The organism is Roseomonas sp. E05, from assembly GCF_030063475.1.
In the GTDB taxonomy this organism is placed as follows: domain Bacteria; phylum Pseudomonadota; class Alphaproteobacteria; order Acetobacterales; family Acetobacteraceae; genus Pseudoroseomonas.
Genome location: NZ_JASIRT010000007.1, coordinates 186,440 through 209,672 on the forward strand (window position 1 = coordinate 186,440; position 23,233 = coordinate 209,672).

General features: G+C 71.9%; 20 protein-coding genes and 1 pseudogene. 10 read left to right on the forward strand and 11 right to left on the reverse strand.

The window, feature by feature from the left end:
- Positions 1–32: 32 nt before the first annotated feature.
- Both QMO56_RS10225 and QMO56_RS10230 read left to right on the forward strand, forming a co-directional pair.
- Positions 33–524, forward strand: a complete 492-nt coding sequence (locus tag QMO56_RS10225) for a DUF1285 domain-containing protein (RefSeq protein ID WP_408906517.1) — start codon at positions 33–35, stop codon at positions 522–524.
- The gene (locus QMO56_RS10230) at positions 521–1,138 is read left to right on the forward strand and encodes a CoA pyrophosphatase (protein WP_283525433.1); all 618 of its coding nucleotides are present in this window, start codon (positions 521–523) and stop codon (positions 1,136–1,138) included. Before QMO56_RS10225 ends, QMO56_RS10230 begins: the two co-directional genes overlap by 4 nt.
- Before the next feature lie 115 nt (positions 1,139–1,253).
- Here QMO56_RS10230 and QMO56_RS10235 read toward each other — a convergent pair whose 3' ends face one another.
- On the reverse strand, positions 1,254–2,135 hold the full coding sequence (locus tag QMO56_RS10235) for a LysR substrate-binding domain-containing protein (RefSeq protein WP_283525435.1): 882 nt from the start codon (positions 2,133–2,135) through the stop codon (positions 1,254–1,256).
- A gap of 134 nt (positions 2,136–2,269) precedes the next feature.
- Between QMO56_RS10235 and QMO56_RS10240 the strand changes: the two genes are divergently transcribed.
- Positions 2,270–2,890: a pyridoxamine 5'-phosphate oxidase family protein gene (locus QMO56_RS10240; RefSeq protein ID WP_283525436.1), complete on the forward strand. Its 621-nt coding sequence runs from the start codon at positions 2,270–2,272 to the stop codon at positions 2,888–2,890.
- A 30-nt stretch (positions 2,891–2,920) separates the two neighbouring features.
- On the opposite strand, the gene QMO56_RS10245 is transcribed toward QMO56_RS10240, so the two are convergent.
- Positions 2,921–5,104 carry a TonB-dependent siderophore receptor gene (locus QMO56_RS10245; protein WP_283525438.1) on the reverse strand — a complete coding sequence of 728 codons (2,184 nt, stop codon included), beginning with the start codon at positions 5,102–5,104 and terminating at the stop codon, positions 2,921–2,923.
- A 170-nt stretch (positions 5,105–5,274) separates the two neighbouring features.
- On the opposite strand from QMO56_RS10245, the gene QMO56_RS10250 reads away from it, so the two are divergent.
- Both QMO56_RS10250 and addB read left to right on the forward strand, forming a co-directional pair.
- Positions 5,275–6,327 (forward strand): sodium:calcium antiporter, encoded by a 1,053-nt coding sequence (locus QMO56_RS10250; protein ID WP_283525440.1) that lies wholly within the window; start codon positions 5,275–5,277, stop codon positions 6,325–6,327.
- A gap of 81 nt (positions 6,328–6,408) precedes the next feature.
- Positions 6,409–9,429 (forward strand): double-strand break repair protein AddB, encoded by a 3,021-nt coding sequence (gene addB / locus QMO56_RS10255; protein WP_283525441.1) that lies wholly within the window; start codon positions 6,409–6,411, stop codon positions 9,427–9,429.
- Positions 9,430–9,578: 149 nt separating this feature from the next.
- Here the strand turns inward: addB and QMO56_RS10260 are convergent, their stop codons facing one another.
- The 4 genes from QMO56_RS10260 to QMO56_RS10275 form a co-directional block, all read right to left on the reverse strand.
- The gene (locus QMO56_RS10260; RefSeq protein WP_283525443.1) at positions 9,579–9,809 is read right to left on the reverse strand and encodes a helix-turn-helix domain-containing protein; all 231 of its coding nucleotides are present in this window, start codon (positions 9,807–9,809) and stop codon (positions 9,579–9,581) included.
- The gene (locus QMO56_RS10265; RefSeq protein ID WP_283525445.1) at positions 9,806–10,366 is read right to left on the reverse strand and encodes a Crp/Fnr family transcriptional regulator; all 561 of its coding nucleotides are present in this window, start codon (positions 10,364–10,366) and stop codon (positions 9,806–9,808) included. Before QMO56_RS10265 ends, QMO56_RS10260 begins: the two co-directional genes overlap by 4 nt.
- A 147-nt stretch (positions 10,367–10,513) precedes the next feature.
- Positions 10,514–10,921: a response regulator gene (locus QMO56_RS10270; protein WP_283525447.1), complete on the reverse strand. Its 408-nt coding sequence runs from the start codon at positions 10,919–10,921 to the stop codon at positions 10,514–10,516.
- Between the two features lie 128 nt (positions 10,922–11,049).
- The gene (locus QMO56_RS10275; RefSeq protein WP_283525449.1) at positions 11,050–12,027 is read right to left on the reverse strand and encodes an ABC transporter substrate-binding protein; all 978 of its coding nucleotides are present in this window, start codon (positions 12,025–12,027) and stop codon (positions 11,050–11,052) included.
- A gap of 206 nt (positions 12,028–12,233) precedes the next feature.
- On the opposite strand from QMO56_RS10275, the gene QMO56_RS10280 reads away from it, so the two are divergent.
- Together QMO56_RS10280 and addA are read left to right on the forward strand one after the other, a co-directional pair.
- On the forward strand, positions 12,234–12,383 hold the full coding sequence (locus QMO56_RS10280) for a hypothetical protein (protein WP_283525451.1): 150 nt from the start codon (positions 12,234–12,236) through the stop codon (positions 12,381–12,383).
- A gap of 91 nt (positions 12,384–12,474) precedes the next feature.
- The gene (gene addA / locus QMO56_RS10285) at positions 12,475–15,924 is read left to right on the forward strand and encodes a double-strand break repair helicase AddA (protein WP_283525452.1); all 3,450 of its coding nucleotides are present in this window, start codon (positions 12,475–12,477) and stop codon (positions 15,922–15,924) included.
- A 72-nt stretch (positions 15,925–15,996) separates the two neighbouring features.
- On the opposite strand, the gene QMO56_RS10290 is transcribed toward addA, so the two are convergent.
- Positions 15,997–16,629 (reverse strand): glutathione S-transferase family protein, encoded by a 633-nt coding sequence (locus QMO56_RS10290; RefSeq protein ID WP_283525453.1) that lies wholly within the window; start codon positions 16,627–16,629, stop codon positions 15,997–15,999.
- Between the two features lie 106 nt (positions 16,630–16,735).
- On the reverse strand, positions 16,736–17,314 hold the full coding sequence (locus tag QMO56_RS10295; protein ID WP_283525454.1) for a UdgX family uracil-DNA binding protein: 579 nt from the start codon (positions 17,312–17,314) through the stop codon (positions 16,736–16,738).
- A 150-nt stretch (positions 17,315–17,464) separates the two neighbouring features.
- On the opposite strand from QMO56_RS10295, the gene dnaN reads away from it, so the two are divergent.
- Entirely contained in the window at positions 17,465–18,592 is a 1,128-nt protein-coding gene (dnaN, locus tag QMO56_RS10300; protein ID WP_283525456.1) for a DNA polymerase III subunit beta, read from the forward strand.
- A 47-nt stretch (positions 18,593–18,639) separates the two neighbouring features.
- Here dnaN and QMO56_RS10305 read toward each other — a convergent pair whose 3' ends face one another.
- Together QMO56_RS10305 and QMO56_RS10310 are read right to left on the reverse strand one after the other, a co-directional pair.
- The gene (locus QMO56_RS10305; protein WP_283525458.1) at positions 18,640–19,182 is read right to left on the reverse strand and encodes a DUF1003 domain-containing protein; all 543 of its coding nucleotides are present in this window, start codon (positions 19,180–19,182) and stop codon (positions 18,640–18,642) included.
- A 168-nt stretch (positions 19,183–19,350) separates the two neighbouring features.
- The gene (locus QMO56_RS10310) at positions 19,351–19,845 is read right to left on the reverse strand and encodes a hypothetical protein (RefSeq protein WP_283525459.1); all 495 of its coding nucleotides are present in this window, start codon (positions 19,843–19,845) and stop codon (positions 19,351–19,353) included.
- A gap of 172 nt (positions 19,846–20,017) precedes the next feature.
- Here QMO56_RS10310 and QMO56_RS10315 point away from each other — a divergent pair, with 172 nt between their 5' ends.
- Positions 20,018–20,770, forward strand: a complete 753-nt coding sequence (locus tag QMO56_RS10315) for a 2-phosphosulfolactate phosphatase (RefSeq protein WP_283525460.1) — start codon at positions 20,018–20,020, stop codon at positions 20,768–20,770.
- Between the two features lie 101 nt (positions 20,771–20,871).
- Positions 20,872–21,638: pseudogene (locus QMO56_RS10320) on the forward strand (IS5 family transposase).
- Here the strand turns inward: QMO56_RS10320 and QMO56_RS10325 are convergent.
- The gene (locus QMO56_RS10325; protein WP_283525462.1) at positions 21,635–23,188 is read right to left on the reverse strand and encodes a sensor histidine kinase; all 1,554 of its coding nucleotides are present in this window, start codon (positions 23,186–23,188) and stop codon (positions 21,635–21,637) included. The pseudogene QMO56_RS10320 and the gene QMO56_RS10325 sit on opposite strands and share 4 nt — an antisense overlap.
- Positions 23,189–23,233: the final 45 nt, after the last annotated feature.

Consider the following 23,233-nt stretch of genomic DNA (forward strand, 5'->3'; position numbering starts at 1 on the left):
GACGACCTAAGCATGATTGCGGTGCGCTGGACATGCGCATCGCCAAGGACGGCACCTGGCATTACCGGGGCAGTCCGATCGGGCGGAAGGAGATGGTCTGCCTCTTCGCCTCCGTGCTGCGGCGCGAGCCGGACGGCAGCTACTGGCTGGAGACCCCCGTCGAGCGCGGCCGCATCACCGTCGAGGATGCGCCCTTCGTTGCCGTGGAAGTGTTCTGGCGCCGCTGCGACGGCCGCCAGTGCCTGACCTTCCGCACCAATCTGGACGAGATGGTCACCGCCGACGCCGATCACCCGATTCGCATCACCATCGACCCCCGTTCACGCGAGCCACGCCCCTATCTGATGGTGCGCCCTGGCCTGGAGGCTCGCATCAACCGCGCCGTGTTCTACGAGCTGGTGGCCTTGGCCGAGCCGGAGACGGTGCAGGGCCGCGAGGTGCTCGGCGTCTGGAGCGAGGGCGTGTTCTTCCCGATCGACGAGATGCCGGTCGAGACACACACCACCGACGCCGCCGCCGAGTGATCTCCCTTCCCGCTCCGCTCGCTCCGGCGCTGGATGCCTCCGCGGTCCGGCAACGCCTGACGGAGCCCGGCCGTCTCTGGCCGGAGGTGCCGCAATCCGGCGCCTCCGAGGGCATCGCCTCGGCGGTGCTGGTGCCGGTGGTGCTGCATCCCTCTCCCACCCTGCTGCTGACGCTGCGCGCCTCGGGGCTGTCCAGCCATGCCGGGCAGGTCGCCTTTCCCGGCGGCCGCATCGAACCAGGCGAGAGCGCGGAACAGGCGGCACTGCGCGAGGCGGCGGAGGAAATTGGCCTGGACCCCCGCATGCCGGAGGTCCTGGGCCGCCTGCCCGGCCATGTTACCGGCACGGGCTTCCACATCACGCCGATCCTGGCCCTGGTGGAGCCGCCGCTGAACCTGGTGCCGGCGCCGGACGAGGTGGAACTGGCCTTCGAGTACGAGCTGGCGCCGCTGCTCGATCCCGCCCTGCCGGAAACCCGCACCGCGATCTGGCGCGGCGAGCGGCGCAGCTTCTACGTCTGGCCGCATGCCCGGCACTATGTCTGGGGCGCCACCGCCGCCATCATGCACGGGCTGGCGGCCCTGCTGCGGGACGGAACAAGATCGGGGGAATGAATTCCCCCGAACCCTCTTCTTCTTTCTTCGAGTTTCCTGCGCGAGCGGCCCGCGCCACGCCAAACTGACAAAAAGAAGATGGGGGTCCGGGGGAATTCCTTCCCCCGGACTTTCTTTATGCCTCCTCCGCCAGCGCCCCCTGCATCCACGCCAGGAAGGCCGCCGCCGCCACGGAGCCGGCGCGCCCGCTGAGCGGAATGGCGGCAAGCCCCTCCTCGAAGGCAGCGAAACCGCAGGGCGCGACCAGCCGGCCCTGCAGAAGTTCCTCCCGCGCCATCCGCCGCTCCACCAGCGCCACGCCCAGGCCACTGCGCGCCGCCTCCAGGCAAAGATGGGTGTGCGGGAAGCGCAGCTCCGTCTGCCAGGCGAGGGCAAGGCCCGTCCGCGCCTGCCAGAGATCCCAGGCCCGGCCGGTGTGCTCGTGCGCGATCCGCACGGGGGTGCACAGCGCCTCCGCTTCCGCGCTGGCCGGATAGCCGGGCGCGCAGACCGGCCCGAAAGCCACCTCCCCCAGACGGATGGCACGCGCCCGGTCGGCCGGCGGATAGGAGGCGCGGTCCCAGGCGATCACCAGGTCGGCGCCCTCGTGACGCAGCTCGCGCGCGGAGGTCATGGAGAGCCGCACGCGGATGGCGGGATGCGCGCGGTAGAAGCCCGCCAGCCGCGGCACCAGCCAGCGCATGGCGAAGGTGGCGCTGCAGGCGACATGCACCGCCGGGCCGCGCGCCTCGTCGCGCAGGTTGTCCCAGCCCTGCTCCAGCGCGTCCAGCGCGCCGGCGACGACGCGCCGCAGCGCCTCGCCCTGGGCGTTGAGGCGGATGCCGGTGCCGGCCTTGTCGAACAGCGGAAGGCCCGCCTCCTCCTGCAGGCTGCGGATCTGCCGGCTGACCGCGCCATGCGTGCGGCCCAGCTCCTCGGCGGCGCGGGTGACGGAGTTCAGCCGGGCGGCGGCCTCGAAGGCGCGCAGGGCGGAGAGCGGCGGAAGGCGGCGTCGCATGCCCGGCCTTTCGTGAGCCTTCTGCACGAATGCGATGGAACAACTGCATAGCCGCAGCCCGCCATGCCGTCTACACCGATGGGCAGCGAAGCGGAAAACTCACGCAGGCGTCGCCCAGGAAGGAAAGCCCCGGCATGGCCGTCATCAGCACGATCGAGGAACTGGAAGCCATCTACGGCGCCCTGGGGGCGGTGGGCGAGGCCTCCACCGCCAAGGTCGCCGGCCACGTCACCCCGGAATACCGGCGCATCATCGAGGCCGGGCCCTTCGTGGCGCTCGCCACCGTGGGGCCGGAAGGGCTGGACTGCTCGCCGCGCGGCGACCGCGGCCAAGTGGTGCGGGTGCGGGACGCGCGCACCCTGCTGCTGCCCGACCGGCGCGGCAACAACCGCATCGACAGCCTGCGCAACGTGGTGCGCGACCCGCGCGTGGCGCTGATGTTCCTGATCCCCGGCAGCGGCAACGCGTTGCGGGTGAATGGCCGCGCCCATCTGGAGGCCGACCCGGAACTGCTCGCCTCCCTCGCGGTGGAGGGCAAGCCGCCCCGCACGGTGATGGTGATCGAGGTGGGGGAGATCTATTTCCAGTGCGCGCGGGCGATCATCCGCGCCGGGCTGTGGAAGCCGGAAAGCCAGGTGGACCCGGCCAGCCTGCCGACGCCGGGGCAGATCCTGGCCGGCATGAGCGAAGGGCGCGTCGGCGGCGAGGCCTATGACCGGGAATGGCCGGAGCGGGCGCGCAACAGCATGTGGTGAGGGGCGGAGCCAGGCCCCGCCCCTGCTTTTTCACCAGCGGTAGCTCAGGCTGCCCAGCACGTTCAGCCGGTTGCCGTAGAAGCAGCTCGCCTCGGTGGAGCAGCGGCTGACATAGCGCGTGTCGAACAGGTTGCTGGCGTTCACCGCCACTTCCAGCCCCTGCATGGACGTGCTCAGCTTCGACAGGTCGTAGCGGATGCCGGCATCGAACAGCGTCACCGAGGGAACCACCGCGCCACCGGTATTGGTGGCGGCGGTGTTGCCGACGAAGCGCACACCCGCGCCGATGCCAAGCCCGGAGAGCGGGCCGGAGAAGCGGGTGAAGCGGTAGTCGGCCCAGAGCCCGGCCGCCGTCTTCGGCACGCCGCTCGGGCGGTTGCCCTGCTCGCCCGCCGTGTTGCTCTCGGTGATCTCGGGGTCGAGGAAAGTGGCGGAGCCGATCAGGCTGAGCCCGTTGGCGAGGTCTGCCAGCCCTTCCAGCTCGACGCCGCGCACGCGGATCTCGCCCAGCGCGACCTGGTCGAAGGCGCCGCCATTCGGATCGGCGGTCAGCGTGTTCTTCTGCGTCAGGTGGAAGGCGGCGAGCTGGATGAAGCTGTTGATGCCGGGCGGCTGGTACTTCAGCCCGACCTCGTACTGCTCGCCCTCCAGCGGGTCATAGCCGTTGCCGCGCAGGTCCACGCCGATCTGCGGCTGGAAGGAGCGGGCATAGGACACATAGGGCGCGAGGCCGCTGTCCGCGACATAGACCAGCCCGGCGCGCCAGGTGAAGGCGCTGTCGTTCTGCTCGCGGGTGGTGCCGCCGACGCGGTTCTCCACGTCGGCCAGCGCCCAGTCCTGCCGGATGCCGGCGGTCAGCACGAAGCGGCCGAAATGGATCTGGTCCTGCGCATAGAGGCCGTACTGCGTCGTCACCTGCCGGTCGTTCAGGCTCGGCGTGCTGAGGTTCGGCACCGCGCTGCCATAGACCGGCTGGAACAGGTCGAGCGAGCTGGTCGCGGCAAAGGCCTGGGCGTTGCGGTAGAAGATCTGCGAGTAGTCGAAGCCGCCGAGCACGGTGTGCCGCAGCGGACCGGTGGTGAACTCGGCCTTCACCTGGTTGTCCACCTGGAAGGTGTTGACGTCGAGCCCGACGCGGTAGCCATAGCGGTTCAGCGAGCGCCCGTCCGCGGCCAGGCCGATGCCATAGACCTGGTCCCAGTCGATCTCGGTGTGGCTGTAGCGCAGGTTCTGCTGCACCGACCACACCTCGTTGAAGCGGTGCGCCAGCTCGTAGCCGACGCCGTACTGCGTGCGGTTGAAGCGGTCGAAGTCCGGCTCGCCGGTGAAGCGGTTGCGGCTGATATAGCCATAGGGCGTCGGCACCACCGTGCCCTCATAGGGGAGGAACTGGTTCCCCGAGGTGCGGTCGCGCTGATAGTAGGTGAGCAGCGTCAGGCTGGTGTTGTCATCCGGCCGAAAGGTCAGCGTCGGCGCGATGAAGATGCGGTCGTCCTCGACATTGTCCACATTGGTGTCGCTGTCGCGCAGCAGGCCGGTGATGCCGTAGAGCCACTTGCCGTCGGCGGTCAGCGGACCGCTGCTGTGGCCCTGGGCCTGGAGCCGCCCGTAGCTGCCGGCGGTCAGCCGCACCTCGCCGGTGGCGAAGTCGGTCGGCCGGCGCTGCGCCATGTTGACGAGGCCGCCCGGCGCGATCTGCCCGTAGAGCACCGAGGTCGGCCCGCGCAGCACCTCGTAGCGCTCCAGCCCGTAGGTCTCGAAGACGCTGCCGGCATAGCCGGTGTTGAAGCGCAGCCCGTTGAGGAAGATGCCGTTGTCCTGCGCGTTGAAACCGCGCAGCTGGAACCAGTCGGTGCGGGAATCCGTGCCGTAGTTCTCGGTGCGGGCGCCGGCCGTGTAACGCAGCGCCTCGCCCAGCGTCTGCGCCTGGCGCGCGTCGATCAGGTCGCGCGGTACCACGGAGATGGACTGCGCGTTCTCGATCAGCGGCGTGTCGGTCTTGCTGCCGGTGATCTCCTGGTTGGCGACGTAGCCGCGCACCGGGTCGAGCGCGCTCTCGCCGCGCCCGGTGACGCTGACTTCCGGCAGCACCATGGCACCCCCTGGTGCGGTGGTGTCCTGGGCGAGGGCCGGAAGCGCCGGCACCAGCGCGGTGGCGCCCAGCAGCCAGGCGGCAAGCCGCAGGGAATGGCGGCGCGGGGAAGGGTCAGGCATCGGATGGTCCTGGATTGGGCCGGCCGCTGAGGCCGTGCCAGGTCGCGCAGATCAGAATGCTTCGCATTATCAAGAATGCGGCGCGCCTTCCATCCCCTTCCGGGCTGGCCGACCGACCTCGCCGGCAAAAACATGCAGCAACCGCACTCTGCCTGGCTGGTTGGCCCTCCATGTCCTGGTTTGAATTCGGTAACAACCCGCTCTGGCTGAACATCACCCTGTTCCTGGCCGCCGCCGCGTTCGTCTGGATGGCAGGCGCCCGCCTTGCCCGCTATGCCGACGACATCTCGGACATGACCGGGCTCGGCACCGCCCTGGTTGGCATGCTGCTGCTCGGCGGCGTCACATCCCTCCCCGAGATCGCCGTCTCGGCAACCGCCGGCCTTTCCGGCGACGCGGCGCTCGCGGTGAACAACCTGCTTGGCGGCGTGGCGCTGCAGGTGGTGATCATCGCCATCGGCGACGCGGCGCTGCGGCGCGGCGCCATCTCGGCCGCCATTGCCAAGCCGACGGTGCTGCTACAGGGCACCTTCTGCTGCCTCTTGCTCTGCGGCGTGGCCGCGGCCGTGACGGTGGGCGACGTCGCCCTGGTCGGCAATCTGGGCGCCTGGAGCACCGGCATCCTGCTGACGGCGGTGCTGATGCTGGCCATGGTCTCGCGCTACAAGGGCCAGGGCGCCTGGCGCCCCTATCCCGAGCCGGAGGCGAAGGAGCAGCGGGACGCGCGCGGCGAGACGCGCAGCCTCCCTGCCACCATCGGCCTGACCACCCTTGTTGCCGCCGTCATCGTGGTGGCCGGTTTCCTCCTGGCGCGCACAGGGGAGGCGCTGGCCGCGCAGACCGGCCTCGGGTCGAGCCTGATGGGCGCGGTCCTTGTGGGGCTCGCCACCTCCCTGCCGGAGATCAGCACCGTCCTCGCCGCCGTCCGGCTGCGTCGCTACGTCATGGCCTATGCCGACATCTTCGGCACCAACATCATCGACATCGCGCTGATCTTCCTGATCGACGCGGCCTATGGAAGCGGCCTCGTGCTCAACGAGGTCGGCTCCTTCTCCGTCTTCGCCGCCCTGCTGGGCACCGCCGTCACGCTGATCTACCTTGCCGGACTGATCGAGCGGAAGGACATGACCCTTGGCCGGCTCGGGCTCGACAGCTGGGTGGTGGTGGCCGTCTATCTCGGCGGGGTGGCGGTGCTCTACACACTGCGGCCGGAGGGCGGCTGAGGCCGGGAAGCCGCGCCGCCGGGTTTGGCTTCCCCCGCCCGGCGCCCTATCCTGGGAGCCTCTCAAGGAGGGGGCGCCAGCATGCGGCTTTACGAGATCCCGGCGCATCTGCCGTTCCTGCCGACCCTCGCTGAGGGCGTGCTGCAATGGGTCGGGCTGGACGATCCGCTGGCCCTTTCCCGCGCCACCATCCTGCTGCCGACGCGTCGCTCGGCGCTGGCCCTGCGCGAGGCCTTCCTGCGCACCGCCGGCCACCAGACCCTGCTGCTGCCGCGCATGCGCGCGCTGACCGGCCTCTCCACGGAGGAGGCGGACGAGCTGGCGCTGCCCACCCTGCTCGACCTGCCCCCGGCGGTGGACGCCTCCCGCCGTCAGGCGGTGCTGACCGAGATGGTCATGCGCCTGCCCTCCCGCTACGGCGGCCCGAACTCGCCCGAGCAGGCCTGGGGCCTCGCCACCGCGCTGGCCGAGCTGATGGACGAGGTGGCGCTGGAAGGTGTGGATGACGGCAGGCTCTCCGAGCTGGTGCCGGAGGAGTTCGCCACCCACTGGCAGGTGACGCTGACCTTCCTGCGCGGCGTGCTGGACGCCTGGGAGGCCTGGCTGAGGGAAGAGGAGCTGATGGATATCGGCCCGCGCCGCGTCGCCGCGCTGCGCGCCCAGGCTGAGCTCTGGAAGAAGCACCCGCCCGAGCATCCCGTCATCGCCGCCGGCATCGGCGCCGGCGGCACCATCCCGGCCGCCGCCGCCCTGCTGCGGGTGGTGGCGCGCATGAAGAACGGCGCCGTGGTGCTGCACGGGCCGGGCGAGGTGAAGTCGGCCGAGCTTTGGGAGGCCATCGGGCGCAGCCCGACGCATCCGCTCTCCGGCCAGGTGCGGCTGCTCTCGGCGATGGACGCCACCCCGGCCGACCTGCGCCCCTGGCCCGGCAATGGCGCCGGCCAGCCGGCGCTGGAGCGGCGCGCCGAGCTGATCTCCTGCTCGCTGCGCCCGGCCGACGGCATCGAGGCCTGGCTGAACCGCCGGCCTGACCACTGGCAGCCGGCGCTGAAGGGCCTCTCCTACCTCGAGGCGCCGGACGTGCAGGCCGAGGCGGTGGCCATCGCCCTGCTGCTGCGCGAGGCGCTGGAGCATCCCGGCGCCCGCGCCGCGCTGATCACGCCGGACCGCGACCTCGGCCGCCGCGTCGCCGCCGAGCTGATGCGCCACGGCGTGCTGGCCGATGATTCCGCCGGCCAGCCGCTCGGCGAGACGCCCACCGGCGCCTTCCTGCGGCTGATCGCCCAGGCGGTGGCGGAGGGCTTCGCGCCGGTGCCGCTGCTGGCCTTGCTGAAGCACCCGCTCGCCGCCGGCGGCATGGTGCGCTCGGACTGGATGGAGGCGGTGCGCCTGCTGGAGCGCCGCGCCCTGCGCGGCCCCCGCCCCGCCCCCGGCCTGCCGGGGCTGCGCGCCCGCGTCGCGGAAGCCTTCCGCCGCGAGAAGGACGCCGCCCTGCTCAGCCAGGTGATGCGGCTGATCGAGGCGCTGGAGACGGCGCTGGACGGCTTCGCCGAGCTGCCGCCCAGCCCCGCCTTGCCGCCCGCCGACCTGCTGGAGGCGCATCTCGACGCCGCCGAGCGCCTCGCCACCACCCGCGAGCGGCCCGGGGGGCTGCGCCTCTATGCCGGCGAGGAGGGCGAGCCGCTGGCCGTCCATCTCGCCAACCTGCCGCCCGCGCTGCGCGCCCTGCCGCCGATGAGCGCCGCCGCCTGGCCAGCCCTGTTCGACTCCCTGCTGGCCGGGCCGGTGGCGCCGAGCGTGCGCATGGGCCGCGGGCGGGAGGGGCAGCAGCATCCGCGCATCGCCATCCTCGGCCTGCTGGAGGCGCGGCTGCAGGATTTCGACCTCGCCGTGCTCGGCAGCCTGGAGGAAGGCGTCTGGCCGCACGCCACCGATCCCGGCCCCTGGATGAGCCGCCCGATGCGCGCCGATTTCGGCCTGCCGGAGCCGGAGGCGCGGATCGGCCGCGTCGCCGCCGATTTTCTTCTCCTGGCCGCCTCGGCGCCGCGCGTGGTGCTCTCCCGCGCCCGCAAGCGCGCCGGCGCGCCCACCGTGCCCTCGCGTTGGCTGACGCGCCTGGAAACCTTCCTCGCCGGCCAGCGCGGGCCGGATGGCAAGGGGCTTGCCCTGCCGCGCAGCCCCGCCGCCGGCTGGGCGGCGCGGCTCGACATGCCCGCGGTGGTGCGCCCCTGCCCCCGCCCCGCGCCCTCGCCGCCGGTGGAGAACCGCCCGCGCGAGATCAGCGTCACCGAGGTGGCCGACCTGATGGCCGACCCCTACGGCTTCTATGCCCGCCACGTGCTGCGGCTGATCCCCTTCGAGCCGCTGGACGCCGAGGTGGGCGCCTCGGACTACGGCCAGGTGGTGCACCAGGCGCTGGCCGGCTGGACCCGCCGCCTCGCCGCCGCGCCGGGCGGCTGGCCGGGGCTCGCCACCGCCCGCGAATGGTTCGGGGACGCCGCCGCCCATGCGCTGGAGGATGCCGCCGCGCGCCCCGGCCTGCTCGCCTTCTGGCGCCCGCGCCTGCGGCGCATCGGCGACTTCGTGGTGGCGCTGGAGGAGGCGGCGCAGGCCGGCCACCGCATCCGCCGCCGCCATGCCGAGGTGCCCGGCCAGCTCGACATCGCCGAGGGCCAGGTGCGGCTGAAGGTGCGCGCCGACCGCATCGACGAGCTGGCCGACGGCAGCCTCGCTTTGATCGACTACAAGACCGGCACGCCGCCCACCACCAAGGAAATCATGGACGGCCGCGCGCCGCAGATGGCGCTGGAGGCGGCGATCGCCGAGGCCGGCGGCTTCAGGGATCTCGATCCGCACGCCGTCTCGGCCCTGGCGCACTGGCGGCTGACCGGCGGCAGCACGCCGGGCGAGGTGCAGCCGGTGAAGGCCGATCCCGCCGCGCTGGCCGCCGACGCGCTGGACAACACGGTGGAGCTGGTGCGCGGCTTCCTGCTCGGCCGCCGCCGCTTCATCTCCCGGCCGCATCCGCGCCGGCGCCCGCAGCGCACCGACCACGACCATCTGGCGCGCCTCGCCGAATGGGGCGCCGCGGAGGAGAGCTGAAGCGCCGCCGCCGGGCCCGCGCACGCCGAGGCGGCGCGGGCGAGGCTAGAGCATTTTCCGTTCGCTCTGGCTCACGGAAAATGCTCCAGCCGTTTGTTTTGACGAGCATCTTCACACGTTCCGATGATGCCATCGGAACGGGATCTGCTCTAGCCGCGATAGGCCGCCCTGCCGCGGACCGGGTGTCTGAACAGGCGGTCAAAGGCGCGGCACGCGATGCCATAGCATTCGCAGGAGGCCGCTTCGAGGCCGGACCGGTCGGTGACCTCGATCCGGCCCCGCTCGTAGCGGATGAGATGCGCCCGCTGCAGCGCGCCGGCCGCCACCGTGATCCCCGCGCGGCGCAGGCCGAGCATCATCGCGAGGAACTCGTGCGTCATGGGGAAGTCGTGTCCCCTTCCGCGCGGTCATGCGCCATCAGCAGCCAGCGCGCGAGGCGCTGTTCGGTCTGGTGGCGCCCGTTGCAGGCGGCGGTCCGCGCCACCTGGCCATGATGGGCCAGGACATAGCGCAGCAGCATTTGCCGCAGCGCGGGATCGGCCTCCATCGCCTCCCGCAGCGCCTCCACGCTCAGGCTGTAGGCGGCACCGGGGTTCTGCACCATGGCCTCGAGGTCGTCGCATGGCTCGCCAAGGAGGGCTGGCAGGCCGATGACCCCCTCGAAACCGATGAGACCCACTTCGGCACCGTCCCCGTCCTCCAGCGTGGCCAGCATGGAGGCCCACTCCTGCTCAGGAAAGTAGACCGCAGTGATCGGGACTTCCGGCTCGTGCAGGATTTCGCGGATGGAGAGATCAACCTGCGTCAGGAAAGGACGCAGCCGGTCCAGGCTCTCCGGCGGCAGGGCGGCGAGCAGGCGGTTGCGCGGCGTGGATGTGAGGAGGGGTGGAGGGTGCCAGGAGGAACTCCTGCCATGAAGTGATCGGCGGGAGCGCACGTATCTCTCTGCCACCCGCGCCGGGAACTTCAGCGGACGATGAGTTCCACTTAAAGATCCTCCGGCGTCGCTGTTAGTGCGGAAGCGCACATATCCGCAAGAAAGCGCCCCCGGGTCGTGGAAAATCCGCCCCGCCGGCCACCGCTGCTATGCGCGGGCGGAGAGGACGGTTTCGAGCGCCTGCAGCACGTCGTCCGGAAAGTAGGGCTTGGCGAGGACGGGCACCGCCCTGTGCCTCTCGGTTTCCCGGCAGGCGCCATAGGCCGTCGCGAAAATGAAAGGCACGCCCCGCTCGGCCAGCGCATCGGCGAGGCAGCCGGCGCCGCCCCTCCCCAGCTTGAGATCGAGCAAGGCAGCACTGACCCCACCATCACCCATCGCGGCATCCAGCAGCCGAAGGGCGTCCGGCACCGAAATCGCGGGCCCGAGCACCAGCGCCCCCGCTTCGATGAGGGCATCTTCGAGCATTATCGAGATGAGCACCTCATCCTCGGCCACGAGGATGCGCTTGCCCTGGAGCACGGTGCCGCAGCCGGCAGGAGAGATCTTGTTCATGGCCGCAATCTAGGCGGCGCACCGGGCGCCGGCTGTTCGGTTGCGTACGAAATGCCGTCCCGTGGCCGTGGAGCCGGGCTTCGCGCCCGGCCCGGGGCGGCAGCGGCACTCCCGCACGCGGCTCCGGCCTAGCCCGCTGCGTCCAGCGGAAAGCTGGTATCCAGCGCCTGCATGACCTCCAGGCGCTCGCGGAGCAGGCCGAATTCCAGCGAGCGGTCCGCCGCCTCCTGCAACTCGGCCACCGCGGCGGCGTCCAGCGGAATGGCCCGGGTGCGCTGCACCGCGAAGGCGCGGCGCACCGCCGCCTCCGGCAGGCGGGTCAGCCGGGCGTTGGTGGCGGCGTATTCGGGAATGTGCTGCGCCGCCCAGGCCCAGCCCGCCCGCTGCCGCCGCATCAGGTCGGCCAGCGCCTCGCGGCGGTCGCGCAGCGCATTCTGGTGTGCGGCCAGGAAGCTGATGGTGGGGGTGAGGCCGGTGCCGTCCTGCACCACGCGGGCGCCGAAATGCTGCACCTCGATCGAGACATAGGGCTCCCAGATCGCCCAGGCGTCCACCGCGCCGGAGCGGAAGGCGAGCGCGGCGTCGGCGGGGCCGAGATAGGCAAGATCGATATCGGAAGGCGCCATTCCCGCCTGTTTCAATGCCGCGCGGATGAGGAAATGCCCCCAGCCGCCCCGATTGCCGGCGATGCGCTTGCCGCGCAGGTCGGCGAGGCTGCGGAAGGGGGAATCCCCGCGCACCAGGATGGCCTGGGAGCGCGGATCGGCGCGCGTCGCGGCATAGGCGCGCAGCGGCGCGCCCGCCTGGAAGACGGTGAGGAAGGCGAGGTCGCCCATGGTGCCGACATCGAGCGCATCGGCGCTCAGCGCCTCCAGCAGCGGCGCGGCGGCGGGGAACTCGCTCCATTCGATCGGATAGGGCAGGCCCTCCGCGACGCCGGAGGCTTCCAGCAGCGAGCGCAGCCCGCCCTTCTGGTTGCCGACGCGCAACGCCGGGGCGGCGGCCCAGGCATTGGCGGGGGCGATGGCGGGAGCGGCGAGCAGCCCGGCAGAGGCGATCAGCAGGCCGCGGCGGGTGGGGCGTGGCGAGGCGCGATGCGTGTTCATGCGCCCGATCCTGACCGGCCCCGGACGGCGCGCGAAAGAGGCATGTTTGGCAAAGTTTCGCGTCCGTTCAGCAGGTTATGCTCCGCCAGCGCGCTGTGGGAGACAATCCTTCCCCCGGCTTGCGCCGCCCGGCGCGATCAGGGGAGAAAGTCGAATCGCCGCGGGGTTCGCGGCGTCCCTGGGGCGGGATGCGGCAGGAGGGCATCATGGCGGAGTGGCGGCTGCACTGGCTGGAAGCGGAAGGCGACCTGGCCCCCCTGGCGGTCGCGCCCCGGCCGGAGGGCGAGGCCTGGGCCAGCGTCCCGGCCGGGATCGTGCTGGCGGCGGCGCGCGGCCGCAGCCTGGGCGCGGACTGAGCTTCCCCCTGCCTGGGGGTCCTGCGGGGCGGGGCGCCTCCCGCGGATGTGCCCGTCGCGCCGGACGGCCCGCTGGGTTAGAATGCGCGGGATGAGCAGCACCGCCCTTTCGCCCCGCGCCGCCGCCCAGGCCGCGCAGCGCCGCGCCTCGGACCCGCTGGCCTCGGCCTGGGTGGGCGCCTCGGCCGGCTCCGGCAAGACCAAGGTGCTGACCGACCGCGTGCTGCGCCTGCTGCTTCGCCCCGGGGCGAAGCCCGGCCGCATCCTCTGCCTCACCTTCACCAAGGCCGCCGCCGCCGAGATGGCGACGCGCCTGGCCCGCCGCCTCGGCGAATGGGCGGTGGCCGAGAATGCCGCGCTGGACGCCTCGCTGGAGGCGCTGACCGGCCAGCGCCCGGACAACGAGACGCGCCGCCGCGCCCGCGCCCTCTTCGCCGAGGTGCTGGAGCTGCCCGGCGGGATGCGGATCGCGACCATCCATGCCTTCTGCCAGTCGCTGCTGCGCGGCTTCCCGCTGGAGGCCGGGCTGCCGCCGCAGTTCACGTTGATCGAGGAGACCGAGGCCGCCGCCATGCTGGCCGATGCGCGCGAGGCGGCGCTGGCCTCCGGCCAGCTCCCGGCCGAGGCGATCGAGGCCATGGCCGGGCTTGGCTCGGCGGAGGACTTCGCCGACACGCTGCGCGCCCTGGTGAAGGAGCGCGACCGGCTGGGCACCGCCATTGCCCAGGCCGGCGGCCTGCGCGGCTGCGACGCCGTGCTGCGCCGCCGCCTCGGCCTGCCGCCGCAGGGCAGCGAGTCGGAGGCGGTGGCCGAGGCCGCCGCCGCGGTCGGCACCGAGATGGTGCGTGCCGCCGCGCTGCTCGCCGGCAGCGGCAATGCCAATGACCGCGCGCGCGGCGCCGCCATGAAGGCCTGGATCGCCCTGCCCACCGAGGCGCGCGCCGCCCGCTGGGAGGACTGGACCGAGATCTTCCTCACCGCCACCGAGGGCACACCGCGCAAGTCGCTGGCCACCAAGGGCGGCCTGCGCGACCGGCACCAGGAGACGCAGGACCTGATGGCGGCCGAGGCGGAGCGCGTCCATGCCGTCGAGGAAAGCCGCAAGGCCTGGCGCCTGCACGCCGCCAGCCTGGCCTTGCTCGCCCTCGCCCAGCCCGTGCTGGACGGCTACACGGCACGCAAGGCGCGCATCGGCGCGGTGGATTTCGACGACCTGATCCAGGCGGCGCGCGGCCTGCTCTACGACCCCGGCAGCGCCTGGGTGCTCTACAAGCTCGATGGCGGACTGGACCACCTGCTGCTCGACGAGGCGCAGGACAGCAACCCCTACCAGTGGGAGATCGCCGCGCGCCTCGCCGGCGAGTTCTTCGCCGGCACCGGCACGCGGGACGAGAACAGCATCCGCAGCGTCTTCGCGGTGGGCGACGAGAAGCAGTCGATCTACGGCTTCCAGGGCGCGGATGCCGCCGGCTTCGGGCGGTGGGAGGAGCATTTCTCCTCCGCCGTGCGCGCCGCCGGTGCCGACTTCGCCGCCGTGCCGCTGAACGTCTCCTTCCGCTCCACCATGCCGGTGCTGGCGCTGGTGGACGCCGTCTTCGCCGAAGGCCCGGCGCGGCATGGCGTGGTGCCCGAGGGTCATGTGCTGCAGCACCGCGCCGACCGCGAGGGCGAGGCCGGGCTGGTGGAGATATGGCCGCCGCTGGCCAAGCCCGCCCCCGCCGTGCTGGAGCCCTGGCAGGTGCCGGACGAGCCGGTGGCGGAGAACGACGCCGAGGCGCTGATGGCCGAGGCGCTGGCCGCCCGCATCGCCCAGATGGTGGCGCATGAGACGCTGCCCTCGCGCGGCGGCCGCAAGATCCGCCCCGGCGACATCCTGGTGCTGCTGCGCCGGCGCACCGGCTTCTCGGGGCTCCTGGTGCGGGCGCTGAAGGCGCGCGGCGTCTCGGTCGGCGGGCTCGACCGGCTGCGGCTGATCGAGCAGATCGCGGTGCAGGACCTGCTGGCCCTCTGCGACGTGCTGCTGCTGCCGGAGGACGACCTGCAGCTGGCGGCGGTGCTGAAGAGCCCGCTCTGCAGCGTCTCCGAGACCGAGCTCTGCGACCTGGCGCGCGGCCGCACCCAGCCGCTCTGGTGGCGCCTGCTGGAGCATCGCGGCCGCGCCACCGCCCTCGGCCACGCCGCCGACTGGCTGGCCGACCTCGCCGACCGCGCCGACCTCGTCACCCCGCACACGCTGCTGGCCGAGGTGCTGGGCGAGTATGGCGGGCGGGCGCGCATCATGGAGCGGCTCGGCCCCGACGTGGCCGACCCGCTGGACGAGATGCTGAACGCGGCGCTGACCTACGAGGGCCGCCACCCGCCCAGCCTGCAGGGCTTCGTGCAATGGCTGCGGCGCGGCGGCGCCGAGGTGAGGCGCGAGGCGGAATCCGGCGTCGATGCGGTGCGGCTGATGACGGCGCATGGCGCCAAGGGGCTGCAGGCGCCGGTGGTCATCATCCCCGATGTCGGCAGCGGGCGCGGCGAGAAGGCGGTGCGCTGGGACGAGTCCGACCCGCCTTTGCCCTTCTGGGCGCCGCGCAGCCGCAAGGACTTCTTCGCCCCCGCCTGGAACGCGCTGCTGGAGGCCGATACCGCCGCGCGCGAGGCGGAGGAGAACCGGCTGCTCTACGTCGCCCTCACCCGCGCCGAGGACCGGCTGCTGGTCTGCGCCTGGGGCGACCCCAGGCCGGGGAGCTGGTACGACCTCGTCGCCCAGGGCTTCTCCCGGCTGGCCGGCGCGGAGGAGGCGCCCTTCGAGGTCTCCGCCTTCAACGGCCCGGCGGCCGCGAGTTTCACCGGCCCACTGCGCCGCTTCGCCTGCCCGCAGACCGCCACGCCGCGCCCCGATGCGCCGCACGACGCCCTCGCCGAGGCGGCGCCGCTGCCGGCCTGGGTCGGTCGCCCGGCCGCGCCGGAGAGCGAGGCGCTGACCCTCTCGCCCTCCGCCCTGCCCGGCGAGGAGGAGACGCCCACCGCCGCCCCGCATGGCCGCGCCGACCCGACCGGCGAGCGCTTCCGCCGCGGCCGGCTGATCCACGCATTGCTGCAGCACCTGCCGGAATTCCCGCCGGAGGAGCGGCCCGAGGTCGCTGCCCGCTTTCTCGACCGGCCCGGGCACGGGCTCTCCGCCAGCGACCGCGCCGCGACGCTGGCCGAGGTGATGCGCCTGATGCAGCATCCCGAGTTGCGGGAGGTCTTCGGCCCGGAGGCCCTGGCCGAGGCGCCGATCGCCGGGCGGGTCAACGGCCAGCCGCTCGCCGGCCAGGTGGACCGCATGCTGATCCGCCCCGACCGGATCGTGGTGCTGGACTACAAGACCAACCGCCCGCCGCCCGAGGAGGTGGCGCAGGTGCCGGCGCTCTACCTCAGGCAGATGGCGGCCTATCGCGCCCTGCTGCGGCAGGTCTTCCCGGGGCGGCAGGTGGAATGCTGGCTGCTCTGGACCTGGTCCACCCGGGTGATGGCCCTGCCGGACGCGGTGCTGGACCGGCACGCGCCGTGACACCCCTGGGGGAGGCGCCGCCTCCCCCAGCCCCCCTCCGCCGGGGTGACAGTGTCACCCCGGACCCCGCCATCAGGGCTGCGTCGCGAGCAGGCTGGGGCGCGGCGCCATGCGGGCCCACCAGGCGCAGAGGCGCCGGCGCTCGGACATCAGGGCAACCGCCTCGGGCGCGAGAAGGAAATAGGCGAAGACCGGCGCCGCATGCAGGTCGGCCAGGCTGAGGCAATCACCGGCAAGATAGGGTCCCTCGCCCATGATCCGCTCCAGTTCCGCAAGGCAGAGGGCGGCGCGGGGCAGTGCCGCAGCGATGCGCGCCTCGTCGCTGGCGCGCCCGCGCCGTGGCGCCGAGACCCGCTCGACATAGATGTCCCAGACCAGCGGCCGGTAGGCATAGGCGTCGAGCAGGCCGATGACCTGGTTCATCCGTGCGCGCGGCCGCGGCCGATCGGGCTGCAGGGCCGGGCCGGGAAAGGCCTCATCGACGTAGCGGGTGATGGCGCCCGTCTCGTAGAGCCGGAAGCCGTCATGCTCGAAGGCTGGAATGCGTCCGAAGGGATGGCGTTCGAGATGTGCCGGCGGGGGACCGCCCGGCGCGAAGACATCCACCGGCACCAGCCGGTAAGCGATCCCTTTCTCGGCCAGCGCCAGCCGCGCCGCGCGCACATAGACGCTGTAGCTGGCGCCGTAGAGCAACACTCCTGCCATGGCCCCCCTCCGATGCTCGGCGGGCGAGGCTAACATGGAGGGGAGGTGCAGGAACCTCAGGTTCCTGCCGGGGAGCCCGAGGGGCAGCGCCCCGCGGCCTTTGCTGTCAGGGGGCGTGCCCCTGCTTCGCCGCCTGCCCGGCGAAGGCCAGTTCCTGCACGAACCGCGCGTATTCGGCCTCCTTCAGCTCCGGGTTCGGCAGGCGGAGCAGGAAGCTCGGATGCACGGTGATCAGCACCGGCCGGTCCCCTGGCCCTTCGAAGACCTGCCCGCGCAGCTTCAGCAGCGGCAGCTTCTTGCCCATCAGCGCATGGGTGGCGGTGGCACCGAGCGCCACCATCAGATGCGGCGCGACGCTCTCGACCTCCTGCAGCAGGAAGGGCCGGTAGAGCTTGATGTCGCCGGCATCGGGCGACTGGTGCAGGCGCCGCTTGCCGCGCATGACGTATTTGAAGTGCTTCACCGCGTTGGTGACGTAGCAGGCCTTGCGGTCCACCCCGGCCTCTTCCAGGGCGCGGTCGAGCAGCCGACCGGCGGGCCCGACGAAGGGGCGGCCCTTGCGGTCCTCCTCGTCGCCCGGCTGCTCGCCGACGAACATCAGCAGGGCTCCGCGTGGTCCTTCCCCCAGGATGGCGGGCCGGTCGGTCGCCCAGGGGGCGACGGGCGGTGTCAGGTTCTCGCGCATGGTGGGGTTTCAACCCATGGCCGTGCAGAGAGTTCCGCCCTCTGCCTTTCCCGGGCAGTTTCAGGCTGGTAGAGAGGGCAACTTGCTTTCAATCTTCGAATTCGGGCGCGCAGCCGGCGCGCCCCTTCCGCGCGGGGGGTTGCTCAAGCCATGAAGTTCACGGTGGACCGGGCGGTGCTGCTCAAGGCGCTCGCGCATGTGCAGAGCGTGGTGGAGCGGCGGAACACCATCCCCATCCTGGCCAATGTCATGATGGCGGCGCAGGACGGCGGCCTGACCCTGACCGCGACCGACATGGAGATCGCGATCGTCGAGGCGGTGCCGGACGTCACCGTCGCGCGCGCCGGGCGCACCACGGCCCCGGCCGCGACGCTCTACGAGATCGTCCGCAAGCTGCCGGACGGCGCCAAGGTCGAGCTGGACCATCCGGGCGGCGACGCGCCGCTGGCGCTGCGCGCCGGCCGCTTCGCGACCAGCCTGATGGTGCTGCCGGTGGAGGACTTCCCCTCGATGACCGAGGGCAAGCTGCCGCACAGCTTCGTCATCACGCCCGCCATGCTGCGCGAGCTGGTGGACCGCACCAAGTTCGCCATCTCCACCGAGGAGACGCGCTACTACCTCAACGGCATCTACGTCCATGCCACCGAGGTGGAGGGCCAGAAGGTGCTGCGCGCCGTCGCCACCGATGGCCACCGCCTCGCCCGCGTCGAGGAGCCGCTGCCGGAGGGCGCGGAGGGGATGCCGGGCGTCATCGTGCCGCGCAAGACGGTGAACGAGATCCGCAAGCTGGCGGACGAGACCAGCGAACCGGTCGAGGTGAAGCTCTCCGATACCAAGATCCGCTTCGCCTTCGGCGGCGTGCACCTGACCAGCAAGCTGATCGACGGCACCTTCCCGGAATACGAGCGCGTCATCCCGCGCGGCAACGACAAGATCATGACGGTGGACAAGCGCGCCTTCGCCGAGGCGGTGGCGCGCGTGGCCGCCATCTCCTCCGAGCGCTCCCGCCCGGTGAAGCTCTCGCTGAAGCCGGACAGCCTGACGCTGACCGCCAGCAGCCCCGACCAGGGCCAGGCGGAGGAGGAGCTGGACAACGGCGCCGTCTCCTACGGCTCCACCCCGCTGGAGATCGGCTTCCAGGCGCGTTACCTGGCCGACATCACCGATCAGATCAGCGACAAGGTGGAGTTCCGCTTCGCCGACGGCGCCGCGCCCACCGTGGTGGTGGATGCGTCGAAGCCGGAAGCGCTCTACGTGCTGATGCCGATGCGCGTCTGAACCACAGCCGGCGGGGCCGCGCGCTCCGCCGGCCCTTCCGGCCCTCCTCAGCCGGTCTTCTGGGTGGATTCGATCTCGTCCAGCACGGCCTCGGGCGCCACGTCGCGCTTGATCTCCTCCAGGTCGAAATCCTTCCCGACCTCGATATGCATGTGTTCGGCAATGGCCGCGACGATGCGGGTCAGCTTGGTCAACTCATGCTCGGAGAGCAGACCGATCTGCAGATCCAGCTCGGCGCGCTTGTCGGCCGCCGCAGCCATGCGGTTCTGGCTGATCAGCACGAAGGTGGAGAGGAAGATCGCCTCCACCGAGGCCGCCATGGCCAGCGTGACGAAGGAGGGGTCGAAGCGCGGCACGCCGGGGACAAGGCCGAGATTGACCAGGATCCAGCCGCCATAAAGCGCCAGGTGCAGATAGACGAAGACCATGCTGCCGGTGAAGTTGGTGATCGCCTGCGCGACCCGCTCCTCCAGGCTGGCCTTGCTCGCCTCGCGCTGCCGGCGCTGCTCGAGTGCACGGATGTTGCGCCGCAGGGAGGTGCTGAGTTGGTCCGGCCGTTCCGGAGGGGTCGTGGGGGTTGCGCGTGCCATGCTCTCGTCCGGTTCCTCGGCCCCGCCGCGCCATTGGCGGCGCGCCGGGTTCGTACCAGGAGATGACGCGCGCCCGGCCTGCCGCCAAGGCGTGGAACGCTGCCATGCGAGGAAAGCGGAACGGCTCCTGCTCTCCAGGGCTGGCGGCTGCCTGGCCGCTGCGGCCGGCTACAGGAGTTCCAGCGCCGCGCCACCGGTGCTCACCAGCCAGGTCTGCAGCGCCGCCTGGTCATCCGGCTCCAGATGGGCGAGGCCGTAGTGGATGTCGTGCAGGGCGGTGCTGGTGGCGACGAAGACCTCCAGCGGATTCAACAGTTCCGGATGGTCGTTGACCTCCGTGATCAGCCCGAGGCCGAACAGGATCGCGGCGCCGGCATAGAGGCTTTCCTCGCCGGAAAGAGCCGTGCGGGAAAGGCCCTCGATGCCGTGGATGAGGGCTAGGTCGGCCTCCGCCCGCACCTCGGTGCTTGGGGAGTCGTAGGCCATGTCGTGGAAGCGGAACAAGGCGTCCAGGGCATCCACCGGCGGCGCCGAGTAATCGACCGGCTGGTCGGGCGTGGCGAGCACCTCGCCATTGGAATATCCTGGGCCGCCGTAGTTGCCGTAGGTCGGGATGGTGGTGTCGTCGGATACGGGTACAAGAATCGACCAGTTGATGGCCATCGCTCCCTCCTGGCTGCGCGGGGCCTTCCCCATGGCATGGAGCAAGGCGATCACGGCGTAGCAGGCAGGATCAACACTGTCCCTCACACAAGTCCGGCATCGCCGCCCGGAGACCGGGGTCGCCATGCCAGCATGAAAACTCCATCCGGAAGCGTGGGGAGCGGACAGAGCCGTGCAGCTGAGCTACGGTGGCATGTGCGAAGTCGGGCGGTGCCGGGTGGAAGCGGTTCTGGCGGAATGGGGCATGGCTGGCATCGAGGCCCTGCGGGAGCAGGTGTCCGTGCTGGTCATTGTGGACGTGCTCTCCTTCTCGACGGCTGTGGACGTGGCGGTTTCCAGGGGCGCGGCCGTCTTCCCCTTCCCCACCGGCGAGCGGAACGCTGCACAAGCCGCGGCAGACCGTGCGGGCGCGGTGCTGGCGCAGCCGCGCCGGGCTGCTGGCGGGCAATTCAGCCTCTCACCGATCAGCCTGCGGTCCATTCCGGCCGGAACGAAGCTCATGCTGCCCTCGCCCAATGGCGCGCGGCTGTCCTTGGCCTGCGGCGGCACGCCGGTCATAGCCGGCTGCCTCCGCAACGCCGCCGCCGTGGCACAGGCAGCCCACAAGATGGCAGGCAGCGGCACGATAGGCGTGATCCCGGCAGGAGAGCTCTGGCCGGACGGCAGCTTGCGCCCAGCCATTGAGGACCTGCTGGGTGCCGGTGCCATCATCCACCACCTGGCGCTGCCCTGCTCACCCGAAGCGCAGGTCGCATGCCGAGCTTTCCGTTCAGCCGTGGATGACTTGTCAGGGTTGATCCGCACCTCAGCGTCGGGGCGCGAACTCATGGACAGAGGCTTCTCCGGCGACGTGGACATCGCTGTGGAGGCGGAGTCCAGCACATGCGCCCCTCTCCTGAGCGGAGGAGCCTATCGCGCCGCCTGAAGGTCAGCCCGGGTGATGCCCAGCAGCCTTCCTGATCGGGTTGCCGCGCTAAGGCGCGTTAGACAACCTATGGCGGCCTTGCGGGTTGTGATGGCCTGCGGGTGCTGAGCGAGGTTGAATGGGCGCGGCTGAAAGCGGCGCTGGATGCGGTGCGGTCTGGAACGGGGCGCCCCTTTCCGGACGAGCGCCGCACGGTGGAGGCGGTGGTCTGGCGCCAGCGCAACGGCGCCAAGTGGCGCGCGGTACCGGCCGAACTTGGATCCTGGTGGAAGGCGGCGCGGTTGCACATACGCTGGTCGCGCCAGGGCGTCTGGGAGCGGGCCTTCGCCTGGCTGCGCGAGCGCGGCAGGCCTGAGTTGGGCGAAGTGTTCCTCGACGGCACCAGCGTGCGGGCGCACCAGAAGGCGGCCGGCGCCAAAGGGGGGCTGCCGCGCAGGCGCTCGGCCGCTCCCGCGGCGGCTACGGCACCAAGGCCTGCACCATCTGTGACGGCGCGGGGCGGGCGCTCGGCTTCGCGCTGATCCCGGGTCAGGCCTCGGAACTGCGGGTTGCCCCCGCCTGGCTGCTGATCGCCGCGCATCTCGGCCCCCTCGGACGCGTGGTCTGCGACGGCGCCTATGCCTCGGCGCCCTGGCTTCACCTTGTCGAGGAGGCCGGCGCCCAACCCGTCATGCGCGCCAACCCGACCCACCGCAACGCCCGGCCCTACGACCGCGCCGTCTACCGCAGACGGCATCGCGTCGAGAACCTCTGGGCACGGCTGAAGGAATGGCGCGCCGTCGCCACCCGCTACGATAAGACCGCAACCCGCTTCAGCGGCGGCCTCTATCTCGCCGCCGCCCTCGACCGGTGGTCTAACACGCCTTAGGCCCGCCCCAGCTTCGGCAGGGCGATGCGGCAGCGCAGCCCGCCCGGCGCGAAGCGCAGCGTCACCTCGCCACCGACCTGCCGCGCCAGGCCGCTCTGCAGCAGCCGGGTGCCGAAGCCCTGATGGGCCGGCGGCTCGCGCAGCGGCATCCCGCCACGCTCCTCCCAGCACAGGCACAGCCGTCCGCTCGCCTGGCTCTCGCGGCGCCACTGGACCCGCACCTCTCCCCGCGGCCCGGAGAGCGCACCGTGCCGCGCGGCATTGGTCGCCAGTTCGTGCAGCGCCATGCCCATCACCACGCCGATCTCTGGCGGAAGCTGCAGGTCCTCGCCCTCGATCCATGTGCGGCCGCCCTCCGGGCCACCATGCGGCGCCAGCTCGGCCTCGACCAGGCTGCGCAACGGAACCCCGGTCCAGTTCTCGCGCATCAGCAGCGCGTGCGTCCTGACGAGGGCGAGCAGCCGCCGCTGGAAGGCGGCGACCCGCTGCTCGGCCGGGCCCTCGGCGCGCAGGCTCTGCACCGCCAGGGACTGCACGATGGCCAGGGTGTTGTTGACGCGGTGGTTCAGCTCGCGCAGCAACAGCTCCTGCCGCGCCGCCGCCTGCTTCCGCTCGGCGATGTCGGCCTGAACGGCGGTGTAGAGCCGGGCATTGTCGATCGCCACCGCCGCCTGCCCGGCGATGCCGGTGACGATCCGCTCCGCCCGCTCGGTGAAGACGCCGGGCTCGGGATGGCCGAAGAACAGCGTGCCCAGCACGGTGCCGGAGCGCGAGACGACCGGCGCGGCGAGATAGCTGCGCACCGGCATGTGCCCCGGCGGCATGCCATGATGGGGCGCGTGCCGCCCGTAGCGCGGGTCGCGCGTGATATCGTCCGAGCGGATGATCGCCTCGCCGCGCAGCGTGGGCGCGAAGACGGCGGTGGAATGTGGAATCGGCAACGCCGTGAAGACCTCACGCGCGGCGCCAGAAAGGACATAGGGGTTCAGCTGGCCCCGCTCGCCCTCCTCGTCGGCATAGAAGAAGGCGCCGAACCGGGCACCCGAGAGGGTGGTGGCGGCGTCGGTGACGGCCTGGACCAGCTTCTGGAGGTCCAGCTCGGCGGCAAGCTGCGCCCCGGTGCGGTTCAGAAGCTCCAGCGTGCGCGTCTCCTCGCGCATCGCCTCCTCGGCCCGGCGCTGCTCGGTCACATCGCGTGCCAGCACCAGCCAGCGGCGCAAGGTCCCAGCCTCGTCGCGCACGGGGGAGACCGCCAGCTCGGCGACATAGGCCTCGCCCCCCGCGCGGCGGCCCGGGGCGTCGCCCCGGAAGGTCTCGCCGGCCGCCAGGGTGGCGTGCAGGGCCAGGCGCAGGCCGGCCTCCGCCTGGCGCAGCAGCATGTCGAGCGGGCAGCCGACCAGCTCCGCTGTCGGCAGCCCCACCAGCCGACAGAAGGCAGGATTGACGTACTCGATGCGCGGCCCGGCCGGCCCGGCGGCGGCATCGGCAAGCAGGATGGCCTCGCCCGCCGCCTCCACCACGGCCTGGAACAGCCCGGTCTCGTGCTCCAAGGACAAAGCTTCCGTCTCTCCCGCGGCAAGTGCGCGCAAACACAG

Excerpts from the sequence above, each read along its gene's own strand:
- addB (WP_283525441.1), top strand. The coding sequence starts at position 6,409 with ATGCGGCTTTACGAGATCCCGGCGCATCTGCCGTTCCTGCCGACCCTC.
- QMO56_RS10250 (WP_283525440.1), top strand. The coding sequence starts at position 5,275 with ATGTCCTGGTTTGAATTCGGTAACAACCCGCTCTGGCTGAACATCACC.
- QMO56_RS10245 (WP_283525438.1), bottom strand. The coding sequence starts at position 5,104 with ATGCCTGACCCTTCCCCGCGCCGCCATTCCCTGCGGCTTGCCGCCTGG.
- QMO56_RS10235 (WP_283525435.1), bottom strand. The coding sequence starts at position 2,135 with ATGCGACGCCGCCTTCCGCCGCTCTCCGCCCTGCGCGCCTTCGAGGCC.
- addA (WP_283525452.1), top strand. The coding sequence starts at position 12,475 with ATGAGCAGCACCGCCCTTTCGCCCCGCGCCGCCGCCCAGGCCGCGCAG.
- QMO56_RS10280 (WP_283525451.1), top strand. The coding sequence starts at position 12,234 with ATGGCGGAGTGGCGGCTGCACTGGCTGGAAGCGGAAGGCGACCTGGCC.
- QMO56_RS10270 (WP_283525447.1), bottom strand. The coding sequence starts at position 10,921 with ATGAACAAGATCTCTCCTGCCGGCTGCGGCACCGTGCTCCAGGGCAAG.
- QMO56_RS10240 (WP_283525436.1), top strand. The coding sequence starts at position 2,270 with ATGGCCGTCATCAGCACGATCGAGGAACTGGAAGCCATCTACGGCGCC.
- QMO56_RS10225 (WP_408906517.1), top strand. The coding sequence starts at position 33 with ATGCGCATCGCCAAGGACGGCACCTGGCATTACCGGGGCAGTCCGATC.
- dnaN (WP_283525456.1), top strand. The coding sequence starts at position 17,465 with ATGAAGTTCACGGTGGACCGGGCGGTGCTGCTCAAGGCGCTCGCGCAT.
- QMO56_RS10275 (WP_283525449.1), bottom strand. The coding sequence starts at position 12,027 with ATGAACACGCATCGCGCCTCGCCACGCCCCACCCGCCGCGGCCTGCTG.
- QMO56_RS10290 (WP_283525453.1), bottom strand. The coding sequence starts at position 16,629 with ATGGCAGGAGTGTTGCTCTACGGCGCCAGCTACAGCGTCTATGTGCGC.
- QMO56_RS10310 (WP_283525459.1), bottom strand. The coding sequence starts at position 19,845 with ATGGCCATCAACTGGTCGATTCTTGTACCCGTATCCGACGACACCACC.
- QMO56_RS10260 (WP_283525443.1), bottom strand. The coding sequence starts at position 9,809 with ATGACGCACGAGTTCCTCGCGATGATGCTCGGCCTGCGCCGCGCGGGG.
- QMO56_RS10295 (WP_283525454.1), bottom strand. The coding sequence starts at position 17,314 with ATGCGCGAGAACCTGACACCGCCCGTCGCCCCCTGGGCGACCGACCGG.
- QMO56_RS10305 (WP_283525458.1), bottom strand. The coding sequence starts at position 19,182 with ATGGCACGCGCAACCCCCACGACCCCTCCGGAACGGCCGGACCAACTC.